Origin of the sequence: Rickettsia amblyommatis, from assembly GCF_002078335.1 — a bacterium.
Lineage (GTDB): Bacteria > Pseudomonadota > Alphaproteobacteria > Rickettsiales > Rickettsiaceae > Rickettsia > Rickettsia rickettsii.
In genome coordinates this window covers 548,185-564,938 of record NZ_CP015012.1, presented here as the reverse complement: position 1 = coordinate 564,938, position 16,754 = coordinate 548,185, and the positions used below count along the sequence as shown (strand labels likewise).

Genomic DNA, 16,754 nt, shown 5'->3' with positions numbered 1-16,754 from the left:
ATGCGAGTAAAAGCGGTTTTTTATCAGAGGAAGAGAGTAAGGATTTTTTAAATAAGATATTTAATATCTTTCTTATAGGAAAAAGAAATGATGGAGAAGTTTATAAATTATTTAAAAGAAAAATTAAATAGTTCATAATTATAACTTAACTTTTCTAGTAGGGTTTTTATCTCTTTGAATATCAAGTTTTGTATCGAATAGCGGAGAATTTTGTAAAAAATCAATAAGGGAAGATTCTTGTGAATTTTCTTTATGATTTGTTATTATACTACATAAACGTTTATTATTATCTAATACTTCTAGATTTACTTCGGTTAAAGGCGGAGTAAGTAAATGTTTAATAATTTCAGACCATTCTATTAAAATTAAATTGCCGTTTAATGCCTCTTCAAATCCAAGTTCATAAATTTCTTCAGGTGATTTAAGACGATACAGGTCATAGTGATATATAGTGAAGTTAGATGCTTGATACGTTTGCAGTAAGTTAAAAGTCGGACTTATAATGCTTGTATTTTCACCGCAAAAATATTTAATAATTTCACGACAAAAAAATGTTTTACCTGCTCCAAGGTCACCGTTAAGTAAAACTACATCATTTGGTTTTAAGCTTTGTGCTAAAAGCTTTGCAAGCTTCTTTGTCTCTTCTTTGCTATTTAGTGTATGCATTTTTTAACTTGATAAATCATTTGTAAATATTGATTCTGAAAAGTGTTGGAACCTATATTCTGCACATTCCAGTTTTCGCTATTTAATATTATTATTTTAGCGTTTAATTTGTCGTATAATTGTGAATTTTGTTCATTACTTAAAACAAGACATTTGTTATTAGACTCTTTAATTAAATCTTCTAGCTTGCTTATATATCGGAGGCTTTTTTGACTTTCGCTATATAATTTTACAGTTTTAATATTAGTATTAAGAAAAAAATACTCGCTACTGTCACTTAATAAAATTACGTCTTTTATCGTTGCAAGCTCATTATTTTTAATCTCTTGTAGCTTATTTAATTCTTTAAGTGCTGTTGAAAGGTTATTATTAATATCTTCTTGTAGCTCAGGAAAATTTTCACTAAATATTCGTGCAAATTCCTGTAGTAAAATCACAGCATTATTAAGATCAAGCCAAATATGCCAATTATCTTTTATAGTGGTTAAAGATTTAATATCACTGATTTTTATAATGTTTTTGCTATGATTATCAATTAATTTCTCGGCAAAACCGTCAAGTTGTTCATTAATATAAATTGCTATATCGGAATTTTTGACTTTTACTAAATCACTAGGTTTTAAATTATAATGATGTGGACAGTCACTACTAATAGCTAAGCTCTCGATATCCGCTTTATCCTTAACAAGCATCGAAACAATACTACCGATTGGCGTAATACTTACAACTATCTTAGGCTTAGCATAGCTAGTAAGGCTGAGGAATGTAAGGAACAGTAATGCTAGGTATGTCATCCCTGCGAAGGCTTGCTTGCGTTGATACCAAATTGTCATTGCTAGCGACTGTAAGGAGCGTGGCAATCTCAGGATTTTGGCACGAGATTGCTTCGTCAAAATTTTCAATTTTTCCTCGCAATGACGGTTTAACATACTAGCTCTCATAATTTCTCCAACAACTCTAATTTACTAGGTTTAAAATCCTGCTCTATCCAAAAATTTTTTAGATATTCTAGTTTTGCTCCTATCTCTTTTTTTTCTACATTCATATTTAACAAATCATTACCGTTTACTTGGAATTTAGGACGTAATAACGCATCATATTTAAGGATAAATTCCTTTACTGGTGAATGATTTAATTTACCGATTATGCTAGCTGCTAATAAATATTCCTTATAATTCTTTTTTTCAAACCAAATTTTTTTCATGTTAAATTTAGCGTCATTCAGAAAATTCGTTATTGATAATATTTGCATTGCTTCATGTTTTGAGAATTTCCAATCTAGAAAGACCTTTAAATTTAAATCTTTTTGACAATATAATAAGAGTGCATATCGAGTAACTAATTCTAATTTAAAATCATTTGCCTGCTCAAAAAATTTTATTTCATAATTTTGGATAGAGAATATTAGTTCTAATATTCCTATTTCAAACATAGCTTTTAAAATTTGTGCTGCTCTTTTTGAAACAATAATTTTATCCATTTCGCTTTTAATTCGCTCTCGTGATAAAGTTTTTAAGCCGTCTTTTAAAGCTTTACATGCTTTAAAGCTGCCATCATCAAGCTGATTCGCATAATAGCTAGAAAACCGAAAAAAGCGTAGAATTCGCAAATAATCTTCTTTAATTCTATCTAGAGCTTCCCCTATAAATACAACCTTTTCCTGCTGCAAATCCTTAAACCCTTCAAAATAATCATATATCTCGTTCTTAAAGGGACAATAGCTTAAAGCATTAATAGTAAAATCTCGTCTTGCGGCATCTTCGGCAAAATCGTTGGTGAATATTACTTTGGCATATCTGCCGTTACATTCAATATCTTTCCTAAGAGTTGTGATCTCAAATTTTTCATTATTTAAAGTAGCCGTAATCGTGCCGAATTTTAAACCGGTCGGAATAGTTTTGATTTTAGCCCCAGATAAAATATTTGTTACTTCACTAGGTATCAAAGTAGTAGCTATATCTATATCGTAGCTACCTTTCTCAAGTCGATCTCTTGGATAACTTACTTCTAAAGGTAATTTGTACGTCGATTCGGTACTCGAATCCTCACGTACGTTTATGTACACTGCGATTCTGCGTTCCGTGTCTCCTTCAAATTCCTCTTTATTAGCTTTGTTATGCAAGAGATCTAGTAACGCATCACGTACGCAACCGCCTATAAGTCTTGCTTGTCCTTTTTCATTTAAGAGACTCAAGATTTTTCTATATCCTTTTGAGGGGATTTTGAGTATTTTGTGTGTAACTTGCATTATTCGATTTTACCTAAAGTATCGGATAGTTTTTAAAAAGACTTTGATGTCATCCTAGCTAAAAGCTGGACCTTGTTATATGGCTCGTTTATGTCATTCCCGCTTGGCATTGTTGTGTGGATACTGAGTCGTCATTGCAAGCGACTGTAAGGAGCGTGACAATCCAGAAAAATAATAAAAAAATGTTAAAAACTAGCATTTTTTACTGGATTGCTTCGTCAAAACTTACAGTTTTGCCTCGCAATGACGGATAAACCTATCCACGCAACAATGCCAAGCGGGAATGACATAGAACAAAAACAGTCCGGTATTAAGATTTTATCGTATATTCCTTTTTATTGCAAAAGATAAGTATAATAGGGCTTTTTTTAAAAAAATCTTTATTAATCGTTATTAAGCTCCCGCGGCATTGAGATTTATAATTGAGATTAATATGAATTTCGGCTTTCTCACAATGATTATCTTTATTAATGACAATTTTTTGTCCGTAGTTGGTTAAAAAATATTATTCTCTAAAGGTAACACCATACTATCTTTTTGTCCAAACCAATTAGCCCAGTAAGTTCTATTGAAAGCAGGTATTTTATCAGCATGTATTACTAGTTTATTTTCTCTATCTTTAACGCCTACCGCCATATGATTTGCATCAAATATTAATTCCGGCTTTGGAAATATAAAAGATATTGCCATGATTGTAAGACCAAGCAAACGCCAAGCAGTTTTCCATATACAAATCCAAAAAAGCCGAATAAAAAGAGTAATATGCTGAAATTGGTAATATAACCGAAATACCATACAGCAGCCGGTAAACTATTAAAATAGGCGGCTGATTGTATTATTATATCAATAAAGAATCCCATAAGCTTTAGGATATAGTTATCAAACCCGATCATGGAAAAGGCAGAGATAACAAAGCAAGCGGCATAAGAAAAAATGACATTATCGGAACGACAATGAGGTTACTGGTACTGAGTAAGTAGCAAATATTAAAGAATTGATTAATTACTACAGGTGCCGTTATGATGCTTGCTAAGAAGCTTGAATAAATATTTGAGGCTGTATAAAATTTTACTGCTCCAAAAATGCCTTTCTTTTCTCCAAGTAACCATGAATTCTTTAAGTAAAATTCATAACCGGCAACAAGCGATAATACGGCGATAAAAGATAATTGGAAACTTAGATGAAAAATATATTCGGGATTTAACGATAATATTATAAAAGTCGCAATTGTAAGTGAACGAAGGGGAAAGCAAGAGCGTCCGATAAATAATACCGTAAATAAAAATTGCAGCAGTAATAAAAGCTCTAGTCGCTGCTATTTGCATACCGCTTAGTTCTAAATAACCAAAGCTTCCTATTAGCGAACAATAAGCAGAGATTAATTTTATATTGAAATTATATGTCAAATAATTTGAAAGATTTAATAAAAACCTTGTAGTAAGGAAAATAATCATCACGACTAAAGATAGATGCAATCCTGAAACACAAAGCACGTGTGATATACCGCTTTGCCTCATATCCTGCATTATTTGCCTGTTTAAACCTTTCGTCTATACGTCATATCTGTTATATTTTCAATAATTAGAAAATTTTCTTGTAATTATAAGTTAAGATAAATTAACTTATATATTGCTCTTTATTAACTTATTTATTATAATGTCTAATGCTTATGTATATAATTTTAATTTTAATTTAAATTGAGATATTTGTAATGAATAAGTTAACAGAAAAACATTTACTAAAAAAATCAAGATTTTTAAAATATTCTCTGCTTGCCTCTATTTCAGTAGGAGCAATAATTGCAATACCTTTTGAGGGTATGGCGATGAGTAAAGAAGCATTTAGTGTCGACCTCAGTAATAAATTGTTGAATAACTTGTCACAATTAAACGGACACAAAGATACAACAAAGACCCCTAAGCAGATAGGCACAGTAATTGTACCGGAACCGGAAATAAACACATATACTCCATCTGAAATAAGAGAAATGAAAACATCTAACAAACCTACGACATCTAATCCATTAAAAGATGTTTCTGTAGAGGATCATTATAAAGTGGTAGCACATAGTAAGGCTGATGTCGGGAAAGCAAGAAAAGTACGACCAATTAATAGACACAAAACATTTGTAGGCACTGAAAAAACAGAACAAAGTCACAATACTTATACTCCTGAACCGATAGAACAAATGCCTCAAAAACCAGAGATTATAATAACAGCGTCTTCGCCTACTGTTAGCCCAGCTTCAAATAGTTTTGTCACTGCACCTAATACACCAAATACTACCCTGACATCACCTGAACATTATACTACGGCACCTGGTACTCCATCATCAACACCGGCGACCCCGTATCAGCCTACTCCAGATTCTAAACCAAGTGATAGTTTAGGAGCTAATACACCACCAAACTCAAAGGCAGCACGAAGATTATCGTTTAGCAGTAGCGACCCGCAACAACAGATAGTGCAATCTAGCTCACAGGTTAAACTAGAAGTTCCTTCGGAGCCGACATTTGTACCGTTGCCTATAAAAAAAAGCAGTACTGAAATTGCAGCAGGAGTGGTAAGTAATATATCACGAGTTAATGAGATGATAGGAATCAAGTTAACTGAAGTAACACAGGCTATTAATAATACCACAGATAAAAAAAATAAAAAACCATTGCAGAAGTTGCATACGCAGCTAACTTCAGCACAAAAAACAACAGAAGCACTCAAGTCAAGAGCTGAAAAGATAGAAACAAAAATCAAAATAGGTAAAAATAAAGATAAAATAAAGAAACTTGAAAAAGAGTTAATAAGTAAAAACAATGAAGCAGATAGATTATTTCAGAAAATAGAAAAAATAGATATTCCAGCAAATACAGTTTCGATAAAATCGCAGGAAACAGTTCCGGTTACAACGACGTCAACCAAAGTTAGTGCGTTTCAAGCACAGCAAGCAAGAATTAATGAGGCTAAGCAAGGTGTATTAGTACAAAATCAACAACATATTGCTGCAAAAAAAACAAAAAAGCAGCGACAAGCAGAGGATAAGAAAAGAACAGAAAGAGAAAAGACAAAACAAGAAGCACAAAAGCAGTTATCAGAAATAAAGAAACAAGAAAAAGCTATAAAAACGGCAGCAGATAAAGCTAAAGAAGTAGCTGCTAGTGCGAAAGAAGAAACAAGTAGAACGGCATTACGAGCCATGCAAGGTAAAGTGAATGGTTATTCTGAACAATTAAGTCATGGGGTTCAGAGAATTTTAGGTGAACAACCAGAGGATGAAGAGGGGTACTTAGTGCCAATAAAAGTTCAGCAGCAACCTTATACAGTAATGTTGCCGAGTCAAGAAATAGAGGGCCCTAAAAGTATGGATTCAGACTTGGGGAGCTTATCAAGCGGCACTTTAGGTAAAGAAACAGATGAAGATGTCGGATTTTATTCAGGTTGGGGAAATATGCCGTATACGCAAGCTGCTAATGTGGATAGTTCATTAGAAGGTAATCTGGTGTTAGGTATGCTGCAGCAGCAAATACAAGAAAATCGTTCAAAAGTATATGGACAGCTTCCAAGTCATTCACAAGATATTTACGAGGCTAAGGCTTCACAATACATTAATTATTTGAATAGCATACAGCCAAATCAATCAAATCAAGCTCAAATAGATGGTGTAATAGATAGTTTAGCGACAGAAATGAGCAAGTTAAGTGCGGATCAATTTAATCAAAAATTAGGTGAGATTGCACATCTTGCCAATATAAAGGCATATGACGGTTTGTTCTCGAAATTATATGAAATTCAGCAAGCTAGAGTTCCGGAAACTCAAAAAGTATATGAGCCAGCGGAAATATATCAGTCTTATGAAGAGAATTTAAGGAAAAGCGGTACTCCAGTATTATCACGCTCGTCTTCAGCTAAAAGTGTAATATCATCAAATTTTGAAGCAAAATCAGCATTGTTACAAACAACAACTACAGATGAAAGCTTGAGATCTGACAAAAATTGGAAAAATCTTGCACCATATTCTTCAAGTCCAAAACTTGACAAAAGAGAATTAGAATATTTAGATTTAGCTGGTGACACGTTCGTTCAGAATCTAAAACAACCTGATACGTTAACTATAGAAACTCTTGGTTTAATAACGCCAACACAAAATACAACGGTTGCTAAAAGTGACTCATCGAGGAAAAATAATGTAAGTGGAAGTATTCCGGAGATACAACAACTGCAATCAGAAAAAATGCGTACCGAAACTTTAGGTGTGCAGAATGATCTAGGGCTAGATTTACATTCACAAGAAGAACGTCTTGATTCAGGCTTTAGGAGTGTGGAAAGTCAAAATTTGTCGTCAGCCTATGATTGCGATCAACTATCAGCGAGTTGGGATGCAGCGTATAACCAAAGAATGAATACAAATGCACCTCACGAAACTTTAACTGAAGAAAGTACCTATTCAGTTTCTAGTAAGAAAAAACAAGGTAATATAAAAAAGAGAATTGTGTCAAAAGTAAGATCAATTTTGCAAACAAATGATGCAGAGAACAGAAAAAGGAAAAGAGATGAAGAAACCTCAAAGCAAAGAACAGTAGATCAAGAGGGAGGATTTGGCCACGCTTGGGGAGATGAGGATCATAAGGAGCCTAGTTTAAGTGGATTCACAAAAAAGGCAACTCAGCTTATAAGCCTTTTAGATGCAAAGAGAGCCGAAATACTGCAAACAACCAGTCTTTCACAAAAAAATAAATTAGCTTTAAAGAAAATAGAAAATGATTACCAAGAAGTAATTAAAATCTCTCAAGAATTACAGCAGGTATTAATACGCAAACCGGATGATACAAAAGCATATAATGCAAAAGCAGAAAAAAAATTGGATGCTATTAAAAGCAGAGCAGATAAATACTTTAATAATATAGAAACAGATGCAGATGTTGGATTTAATCCAAATTGGGGAAATAGCCATTCTATGCCGACTGCTAATATGAATAGCTTACCAAAAAATTTAGCTGTAACCCCACCTATAAATGTAGGGTCACTATATCACTCTCCGCAAGCTCAACAATTTCGAGAAGATCATAAAAATATTATAATAAATGCTATAGATTCCATAAGCTCTTCAGGAGTATCTAAGGAATCAATAGATCCAACAATAACCAAATCTTTACCTTATTTAGATAATGATCAATATCAAGAAGTAGTATTAAGGGTTGATAAAGTTCATGATATAAATACACGCGGTTATTTATTAAACAAACTTAAACAACTAGAAGCATCAAAAGTAAGAGAACTTACAGATGTAGATGCTTCAACATATAATACTGCACCCCCTGAGATACTAAAAGAAGCTGAAGCTTTACTTGATAGATCACAAGGTAGACTAAATTTGGTTGATAGTACTATTAAAAAAGGTACACAGCCATTATCTAATTTATCTACTATACATGAGTCGGTTAGTTATGAGAATTTAGCATCAAAAACAATATATAAAACAGAGCAACCTAAGCCATCTATAAGTTACAAGAATACTAGTAAACAAAAATTACCTATATCATTACTCAGAAGTGCCAAGCTTGACAAGAAATTAGATTATTTGGATTTAGAAGATAAACTATTAAAAGTAGAGGACGCTAGAATAGTTAAGGAACAGCAAGCTATTGCCAAATTGAATCAATATCAAGATCCAGAAAACCTAGAATTTAAGCGGTTAGCTATAGAAGCACTAGACTTACCTTCAAAAGAATCACAATTAAAAGAAAAAAGGAAAGCCACAGAAGCAGTATTTTCTTTAAATGAAGAGTATCCAAGCACAGATGTATCAATATCACGTTCCTATTCAATTGGTGACATAAGCAGTTTACTTAGTGATGCAGAATCAAATCTATCTCGTTCACCTTCGGTTAGTGGCTTAGAGGATTTAAACAATTCTAATGTTATGAAATTAGGGGAATTAAAATCTAAACATGAAAAAATAGCCAATGATTATAAAGCTAAGGAATTGGAGTTAGATACTTTAAATCACGATGATCAAAAATTTAAGAAGTTAAGGCTCGAAGTATCTGAGATATCGAAAGAAAAGATTTGGTTAGAAGAGGAGATAAAGCATCTAGATACTGAATCTAAACCTAAGGTAACTGAGAGTAAGCCGGTATTTTCATGTGCATCTTCAGTTGGTAGTATAAACAGCTTATCTAATGGTGATGATTTGAGTAGTCGTGGTGTTGTAACTCCGGTAGATACTCTAACTATAAAAATTGATAAAGATTATGTAGATACCTATATAAGAGTATTAAGCAATAAAATACAAAAAATAGAAGAATTGCCTGGCTTAAGTTCTAGAAGTGAGGAACTTAATCATATTAAAGAAGCAATGGCTTATATAAGTAATCGTATACAGGATGTAGAGGAATTAGATGAAAAAATGCTTTTAGCAATAAATGCACAATTGCAAGAACATGATGAAAAAATTTCTTCATTACTTCTAGAGAAGTATACAGGCGAAGAAGCTACAGGTATTCTTGCTCAGTTATTGTTACAAGACATGTTAGTGTCGGATGGTAAATCAGAATCTACCTTACCTGCAGGAGATGAAGAACAAGAAGACACAGAAGTAAGTAGACAATTATCTTCATTACCTGCACTTGCATCAAGTAATGAGTGTGCATTAGCATTAAGTGACGATAGAGAAAAGGAATGTTTAGCATTAGGCGATGGTAGCGAAGAGGAAGAAAGTTATGATTCAGGGTTTGAAGAGGAAGAAGAAACAATAGGGCAATTATCCAATTCCGATGGGGATAATCTTAAAATAACGGAAGTTGATACGGCTGTTCCTCTTGAACAGGAAGCAAAAAAAGAAATGCAAACGCAAATTTCAGAAAACGCTCCTACTTTAAATCAAGCGAAAGTTGTTAATACTATTGTAAATAATATGATTCGTAACAGATTAGATGCATCTATGAATATGTCTAATAATATGGTAGCAGTAGGAGCTGGTGATGAAGAAGAGTCTCATATAAAAAGAGGTTTGTGGATGCGTGGTATGTACGGCACTAATAATCATGGACGCGTTGACAATATGACCGGTTATAGAGGTACTAACAAAGGTGCTACTATCGGGTTCGATGCTGAAATCGACAATAATATCGTAGGTATAGCTTATAGTAATGTTCATTCAGTATTTAAATTTAAAAATAGTAAAAATAATGATAAAGAACTTATTAATAGTCATGTGGTTTCTATTTACGGACAAAAAGAATTACCGAAGAATTTTGCACTACAAGCTTTAGTATCTGCTTCTAAAAACTTTATTAAAGATAAAACAACTTATTCATATGGTAATACTAAAATTAGAAGTAATGTAAAACATCGTAATCATAGTTATAATGCGGAAGCATTACTGAATTATAATTATCTTTTGCAGAGCAAGCTCGTTATTACCCCGAATATCGGCTTAAGATACGGGAAGTCACGAGACGGGGTATATAATGAAACCAGTATTAACGTACAAGAAATAGCTCTTACAATGAAAGAGAATAATATATTTGCCGGAATTGTCGGTACTAAAGTCACAGTACCTTTAAAAGATGCTCTAAAATTTAATAATTTAGGTCTAACATTCCAAGGAGTGGTAGAACATAATTTTAAAGAGAAAACCCAAAGAATAAATAGAGTTGTTAAAATATTTGATAATACATTCAAACATGATTATCTAATACCGAAGCAACCGAAAACATCCTATAATTTAGGAACGGGTGTTATAGGCAGTATCAAAAATACTACTATTTCGTTGGATTATAGTTATTATCTAAATAAACATTATAGAAGTCATCAAGGTAGTGTTAAGCTTAAGGTAAACCTATAATTTTTATACTTGCAATATTTGCAAAGGTGTTGTATAAAACTTCTAACTTACTGTCATGCCGTGGTCATAGCCACGGTATGACTAGTCTATATTGCTTACTTTAAAATTAAGGCCCCTTCGTCTAGCGGTTAGGACACCACCCTTTCACGGTGGGAACACGGGTTCGAGTCCCGTAGGGGTCACCATTCTATATTTTCCTATAATATAAAATCTTAAATAATCTAATTTTAAAATAATAACTTTTAATTTATAATGCTTCAAAAAATTCGGTTGAAAAACACAGTTCAATTAGAATTATACAATACAACTAATAAAATACAACTAATAAAATTTTATGAAGTATATTTATGAAAGCAGGTGTGTTTTCTTCAAAAAATCTAGTTAACTATTCTCAAACTATAAGTGACTATCAAACAATTATAGTGTGTCTAGAAAAGCATGTCCCTTCATTTGTTCATTTAGATTTTAGCAATCTACATTTAACGCTTCCGCAACTAGAGGAAATAGCCGCTAAAATCCAAAATAATAATTTTATCGGTAATGTAAGCTGGGGCAAGATGCCTAATGCTTCTAGTGAGCTTGTACAAAAGATTGAAAGTAAAATTATCTTAAATAATCACAACTATAAGAACCACCCTACCGACTTTGTCCATGGTTTATTTAGTTTACATGCTTATATGGATTCTACGGAAAATGATATTGTAGAGTTTGCTGTAGAAAAAGAAAATAATGAAAAGGTCAAAACCCGAAATGAACAATTAAAAGACTGGAAAGTATTTAAAATATTTAACAAGCCTGAAATAGGTAGATATTACGCAGTAGCATATGTAAATGAAAAAGTAAAACAAATGGTACTTACCTATCGAGGTACTACATTTGAAAAATTAGATTTGCTCAAAAATTCACCGTTTAAAAGCTCATTTTAAAAGTATTTTAGGTGGGCAGATAGTGGCCACAGCAAGCGGCCGCATATGAAGCTACAAAGGAGATTACCAAATATGCTGAAGAGAATAATTATAATTTATCTTTCACAGGTCATCCTTTAGGTGTATGGCTCGCAGAGCTTAGTTTATATTTTGCTCATAGAGATTTTCATTATCCAAAAGCAAAGGCAATCACATTCGATAGCCCGGGTTTAGCTACAGAAAATCTTCAGCCGCAGATGTATAGCCATGAAACTACCTTTGACGTAAAAAATTTAAATATAACAAACTTATTTATCAGCTCCGAATTTTGTAAATGTCTGCAATCCGCATATTAATAAAGCATATAGATTATTTCCTAAAATTACTCCAAAGCATACAGGTAAGATAATAAATATATTAAATAAAACACCGCTAATTAAAAACTATGCTCCCTTGTTAGAAGGCGTATTACCATTATCCGGTTATTTACTTGATCCAATGCTAGATGCTTTTGATCCAAAAACCGGTAAACCTATAAAGTATGAGGAAGTACTAGATTGGTCTCGCATAGAATATAATCCTAAAGATAATACGCTAATAAATAAGGCACTTGATATTTATACCTTTAGCAAGCAATCTAATATATAAAAATGCTACTGCAACAACATTTGGAAGCTTCTTAGAGGTAATCGATCAGCTTATAAGCGAATATTGCAACCGGATAATTTTTAGAGGTTTATAAGCATTTAGAAAATAATGCCGCGCAAGGTTGCTCATCAAAAGAGATCATAACCCCTGAGGGAAAATTTGAACTTTCTTACAAAGGTCATTATCGTATAAAAGAAGTAAATTTGTCTGTAGATATAGCAAATACAAATAATAATGGCAGTAGCGATTGGTATCTAGCACAGTTGAGCAAATTGAGTTATAGATAAAAAAGAAATACCAAATTTAATAAAAGAACTATATGAAATAAAACCTCAATATGGCAAATATTATATATTTACAAACTTACCTAAAGTTAAAGTAGATGACTTAAGAGAGCAAATTTTAAGGTTAATTGAAGTAAGTAGGGAAGCAAAGAAAGTATTAGAAGACTACAATGCTTATACTCTTAATGAATCAATTAAAGTTATAGAAAATATAATTAGCAATTTACTCCCTTTATCAACTTATAATCTGATTGTCCGTAATGAAATATTACAACAAATAGAAGAAACTTTAAACGAAAAACGATTTGTAACAGTTAGTGCTTTCGCTGAAGCCGGTAAAACCACTCTAGCTATAAAATATGGAGATAGACAAACACAAGCGAAAAAGAAAATAGTACGTTTTATTAACGCAGATTCTGCAGACAAAGTCCTTGAAGCATATAGACAACTTGCTAAAGAATTTACTATTTACGTAATAGATGAAAAGGAAGAAAACATAATAAGATTAGTCCATGAGAGGATTGCTAATTTAAATTCAGCTATATTATTTATTTTTGATAATGTTGAAGATCATAAAGATATAGAGCCTTATCTTAAAGTATAATTATTATACTTAATGATAAGGCACAAGTGATAATTACTACTAAAAATAATAATTTAAGTGATGATATAGAAAATATTATATTAGAGTTTTTTAGTAAAAAAGAAGCGATATTATATTTAAAGAATTCTCTAAAAAATAGATTAAACAAGAAAGATATTGATAAATTAGTAGAAGACTTTGGTAGTAACGATGCTGCATCACCTTATAGGCTATCTAAAGCAGTAGCATATTTAAAAGCAAATAAATTACTTAAAGTAAATGATTACGTTAATTACTTTAAAAATAGCAAAGATGATCAGATCATATAGAAACCGTTTTATTACTACAATTATTAGAAAAATCACCTTTAGCTTGGCAGATATTACAATATTCTGCAGATGTAGACCCTGATTTTATCAGTATAGAGATTTTCAAAGAATTATTTTTAATAGATAAAGAAAAGCTACAAGAACCTATAAAAAGGTTAGAAGCATTATCGATAATGAATCTAACATACCAAAATGGACAAGCCGGCTTACAATTACATAGATTAATGCAATTTATAACAAAGCAATATATAAATAAATATAAAGAACATGCGATAGATGAAAAAGAGATTTATACAAGATTAGCAGAAATCTTAGATAATTTATTTCCAATATTAACAGATGTTCCAAGTGAAGACTGGGAAAATTCTAAAATATTTTATCCCCATGTAGTAAAAATATTAAATGATGATATTGAAATTGATAAATGTAGAAAGGCAAATTTATATCAAAAAATGGGTTATTATAATGAATATATATTATGTAAATTTGAAGAATCGTAAAATTAATAATATCAGAGTGATTTATGAAAATTAGATAATACATACGAAGCTATAGAGTTCTATAAACAATCTTATTTAATGTACGTACAAACTTTAGGTTTAGGTCACTACAAGGCTAAAAACTTATCTCAAAAAATTGCACCAGAATTTATAAAAAATAATGAAACTAGGGAGTTTATATTACAAAGAGACGATTTTGAGGAAGTTACATTAGAAATTAAACAAAAAATACAAAAGAATGTTTTAAATAAAATATATATTAATGCTGCTAAAGATAAGTGGAATAAATAGTAAGTTCTCAATCTTAGGAAATTGGGGGATAAAAGGCTATTTAGGCGATAGATATTTAGCAAAACAACTAGGAGTTTTATCTGACCTTAAAAATATAGAAATAGCTAAAATGCTATGTTTTGAAGCGATTTGCTTAGGAGCAATTAACAGCTCTAGTAAAAACTTCACTTGTGTAAAAGAATTTGTTAGTAGAACCTATCCTGAATTAACAAATAAGATAACAAACGAACATCCTGAATATTTTATTGATGGCTCGTATTACAGGTATGTGTTAATGATGAAGCAATTTTAAATAAATTGCTAGCTAGTGGTTAGTGTGGCTATCTATGTAGCTTTACCCTCATCCTGAGGAAAATCAGATTTATCCATTAAATTTTTAGCAATGTTGCTTTCTGAAAGCTTAACTAATTGAAAATATTCGGATACAAGTTTTACCACTTCATCACAAAATTCATCTTGTAGCTCTTTACTTGCGGTTGATTTTTGGTTTTGCATTAACTGTATAACATCAGATTTTTTATGCTCTAAAAATTCTTCAATTTCTTTAGTTTTTTCTTGAATGATTTTCTTGGTAACTTCATTACTTTCTTCTATCATTTGAGAGCGTAAAGTTTCTAATTTCTTTATTTTTGCGTTGGTGTGTTTAAAGAGCAAAGCAGCATCTTCTTTTAACTTTTCAGCTTTTAGAACTTTTTCTTGGACTTCTAAAATCTTAGCATCTAAAGAATTTAAAATAGCTTTTTTTGCCGGTCTATAAACTAAATATACAAAAATTACAAAACTAACGGCAAGCCAGAAGCTCTCATCTAGGAAATTCATTATTTTACTTTTATATTTTGTAGTAAATTCATATCTGCTTTAGTGCCGGCTATTTTTTCAATAATATTAACGGCAAGCTTTATGATTGCTGCGCTTTTATTAGTTCTAAATTGCTTAGCAGCTAAATTTATATCTTCAATGTTTTGATTTATAGAGTTTTTTAAATCTTGCTCTAGATTCTTTTTTTTAATTAAAAATTCTAATTCTAAAGAGTCTATTTTTTCTTTTTTTAGCCTATCTATTTCAATATTTGTTTTGTCTATTTCCTCGTTATAATATTTATTTAGCTTTTCTACTTCTATAGTCAATGTATCGGCTTGCGCAATATTATCTTGAATATTTGTTTGTCTATTATTAAAAATCTCTTCAGCTTTTGGAGTTATAAATTTATAAACAAAGATATACAATAAGCTGAAAGTAACGATAAGCCAAAAAATTTGTGAATAATAGGTAGCAATATCAAATTGAGGCATCTTATTTAAAAATGAATTTTAAGAAAAAATAAGTAACATAGCAATTACAAAGGAAAAAAGTCCCATTGCTTCAGCAAGACCTGCACCGATCAGAGCCATTCTTTGTAAGTTTTCTGTAGCCGAAGGGTTTCGCGCTATTGCACTAAGTAGAGAGCTAAATATATTACTAACGCCTAAAGCTGCACCGTACATGCCGATAGCCATAAGTCCTATACCAATAAATTTTAAAGAAACCATATCCATAAAAAACCTCACTTTTAATTAATCAAAAAACTTTATCTAATTATCTGTATAATAGGCTTTTTGTACAACGAAGCTAATAAAGAGGAATTTGCAGGAAACACGAAGCACAGAACCGCAGCGTACAAAAAAGTACGTGAGGATTCGAGCATCGGATTGACGTACAAATTACCTTTATAAGCAAGTTGTGCAAAAAGCCTATTATACATTAATAGCATCATTAAGATACATACAAGATAAAATAGTAAAAATATAAGCTTGAAGTATTGCAACAAAAATTTCAAACCCAATTAGTACCACCATAAGAGGGATTGGCAGAAATTTCAAGTAAATCATTAATGAAACGGTAAAACCGGCTATTACTTTTAATAAAACATGTCCCGCCATCATATTAGCGGCAAGTCGCAATGATAAACTAACCGGTCTTGCTAAATATGTAAATAGTTCAATTACTATCATCAACGGTGCTAACCATAAAGGAGTACCGTGCGGTAAAAAAAGGGTTAAAAAACGTAAGCCGTGTTTTACAAAACCGACTATAGTTACCGTTAAAAATACTAGAATTGCCAAGGTAAAAGTAACGATAATATGACTAGTAGCATTAAAACTATAAGGTGTCATACCAAGTAAATTACAGAATAAAATGAAAATAAATAAACTAAAAACTAACGGAATAAATTTACGTCCTTTTACTCCTATATTCTGATTTAACATATCAGCTACAAGATTATAAACTATTTCAGCACTCACTTGTAATCTAGAAGGTACTAATTTCCGGTTATAAAAAGCTAAGTAAAAATAAGTTAGAGCTAAGATGCTAGCAAGTAACATATAGATACTCGAATTAGTAAAGCTGACGTCAAAACCGAACATTTTGATGTCTATTAATTTTTTGATATCAAATTGTGCTAAAGGGCTATGAGTCATT

Annotated in this window: 15 protein-coding genes, 1 tRNA gene and 3 pseudogenes; 9 read left to right on the top strand and 10 right to left on the bottom strand. The window is 31.5% G+C overall.

Annotation, left to right across the window (positions count from 1 at the left end; translation table 11 throughout):
* Positions 1-138: 138 nt before the first annotated feature.
* The 6 genes and pseudogenes from tsaE to A3305_RS11785 all read right to left on the bottom strand — a co-directional run.
* Positions 139-666: a tRNA (adenosine(37)-N6)-threonylcarbamoyltransferase complex ATPase subunit type 1 TsaE gene (gene tsaE / locus A3305_RS03235; RefSeq protein WP_014391737.1), complete on the bottom strand. Its 528-nt coding sequence runs from the start codon at positions 664-666 to the stop codon at positions 139-141.
* Positions 654-1,607: a metal ABC transporter solute-binding protein, Zn/Mn family gene (locus tag A3305_RS03230; protein ID WP_014391736.1), complete on the bottom strand. Its 954-nt coding sequence runs from the start codon at positions 1,605-1,607 to the stop codon at positions 654-656. Before A3305_RS03230 ends, tsaE begins: the two co-directional genes overlap by 13 nt.
* The gene (locus tag A3305_RS03225; protein ID WP_014391735.1) at positions 1,604-2,914 is read right to left on the bottom strand and encodes a palindromic element RPE1 domain-containing protein; all 1,311 of its coding nucleotides are present in this window, start codon (positions 2,912-2,914) and stop codon (positions 1,604-1,606) included. The genes A3305_RS03230 and A3305_RS03225 overlap by 4 nt, the downstream gene beginning before the upstream one ends.
* A 495-nt stretch (positions 2,915-3,409) precedes the next feature.
* Positions 3,410-3,604 (bottom strand): hypothetical protein, encoded by a 195-nt coding sequence (locus A3305_RS03220; protein ID WP_014391734.1) that lies wholly within the window; start codon positions 3,602-3,604, stop codon positions 3,410-3,412.
* Positions 3,605-3,803: 199 nt separating this feature from the next.
* Positions 3,804-4,178, bottom strand: coding sequence for a ComEC/Rec2 family competence protein (locus A3305_RS11790; protein ID WP_264357850.1), 375 nt, complete (start codon positions 4,176-4,178; stop codon positions 3,804-3,806).
* Positions 4,179-4,266: 88 nt separating this feature from the next.
* Positions 4,267-4,431 (bottom strand): annotated as a pseudogene (locus tag A3305_RS11785) (ComEC/Rec2 family competence protein); the annotation flags it as partial.
* Between the two features lie 194 nt (positions 4,432-4,625).
* On the opposite strand from A3305_RS11785, the gene A3305_RS03210 reads away from it, so the two are divergent.
* The 8 genes and pseudogenes from A3305_RS03210 to A3305_RS10295 all read left to right on the top strand — a co-directional run bounded on the left by A3305_RS03210 (position 4,626) and on the right by A3305_RS10295 (position 14,586).
* Positions 4,626-10,754 (top strand): autotransporter domain-containing protein, encoded by a 6,129-nt coding sequence (locus A3305_RS03210; protein ID WP_045799375.1) that lies wholly within the window; start codon positions 4,626-4,628, stop codon positions 10,752-10,754.
* A 110-nt stretch (positions 10,755-10,864) separates the two neighbouring features.
* A tRNA-Glu gene (locus tag A3305_RS03205) sits at positions 10,865-10,939 on the top strand.
* 162 nt (positions 10,940-11,101) lie between these two features.
* On the top strand, positions 11,102-11,680 hold the full coding sequence (locus A3305_RS10325; RefSeq protein WP_014391731.1) for a hypothetical protein: 579 nt from the start codon (positions 11,102-11,104) through the stop codon (positions 11,678-11,680).
* Between the two features lie 432 nt (positions 11,681-12,112).
* Positions 12,113-12,307: a hypothetical protein gene (locus tag A3305_RS10315; RefSeq protein ID WP_014391730.1), complete on the top strand. Its 195-nt coding sequence runs from the start codon at positions 12,113-12,115 to the stop codon at positions 12,305-12,307.
* Positions 12,308-13,221: 914 nt separating this feature from the next.
* Entirely contained in the window at positions 13,222-13,503 is a 282-nt protein-coding gene (locus A3305_RS10310) for a hypothetical protein (RefSeq protein WP_014391729.1), read from the top strand.
* Between the two features lie 416 nt (positions 13,504-13,919).
* Positions 13,920-14,000, top strand: a pseudogene (locus tag A3305_RS10305) (tetratricopeptide repeat protein); the annotation flags it as partial.
* A gap of 81 nt (positions 14,001-14,081) precedes the next feature.
* Complete coding sequence (locus tag A3305_RS10300) at positions 14,082-14,294, top strand: hypothetical protein (RefSeq protein ID WP_041860475.1); 213 nt, start codon at positions 14,082-14,084, stop codon at positions 14,292-14,294.
* A complete protein-coding gene (locus A3305_RS10295) occupies positions 14,266-14,586 on the top strand; it encodes a hypothetical protein (protein ID WP_226983986.1) in 321 nt (106 codons plus the stop codon). Before A3305_RS10300 ends, A3305_RS10295 begins: the two co-directional genes overlap by 29 nt.
* Before the next feature lie 32 nt (positions 14,587-14,618).
* Here the strand turns inward: A3305_RS10295 and A3305_RS03160 are convergent, their stop codons facing one another.
* From A3305_RS03160 to A3305_RS03150, 3 genes are read right to left on the bottom strand one after another with little or no spacing between them, the layout of a single operon-like run.
* Positions 14,619-15,113 (bottom strand): F0F1 ATP synthase subunit B, encoded by a 495-nt coding sequence (locus A3305_RS03160; protein WP_014391728.1) that lies wholly within the window; start codon positions 15,111-15,113, stop codon positions 14,619-14,621.
* Positions 15,113-15,586, bottom strand: coding sequence for a F0F1 ATP synthase subunit B' (locus A3305_RS03155; RefSeq protein ID WP_014391727.1), 474 nt, complete (start codon positions 15,584-15,586; stop codon positions 15,113-15,115). The genes A3305_RS03160 and A3305_RS03155 overlap by 1 nt, the downstream gene beginning before the upstream one ends.
* An 18-nt stretch (positions 15,587-15,604) precedes the next feature.
* On the bottom strand, positions 15,605-15,829 hold the full coding sequence (locus tag A3305_RS03150; protein ID WP_014391726.1) for a F0F1 ATP synthase subunit C: 225 nt from the start codon (positions 15,827-15,829) through the stop codon (positions 15,605-15,607).
* 21 nt (positions 15,830-15,850) lie between these two features.
* On the opposite strand from A3305_RS03150, the pseudogene A3305_RS03145 reads away from it, so the two are divergent.
* Positions 15,851-16,003, top strand: a pseudogene (locus tag A3305_RS03145) (palindromic element RPE1 domain-containing protein); the annotation flags it as partial.
* Between the two features lie 24 nt (positions 16,004-16,027).
* Here A3305_RS03145 and A3305_RS03140 read toward each other — a convergent pair.
* Entirely contained in the window at positions 16,028-16,753 is a 726-nt protein-coding gene (locus tag A3305_RS03140) for a F0F1 ATP synthase subunit A (protein ID WP_014391725.1), read from the bottom strand.
* Between the last annotated feature and the right edge of the window lies 1 nt (position 16,754).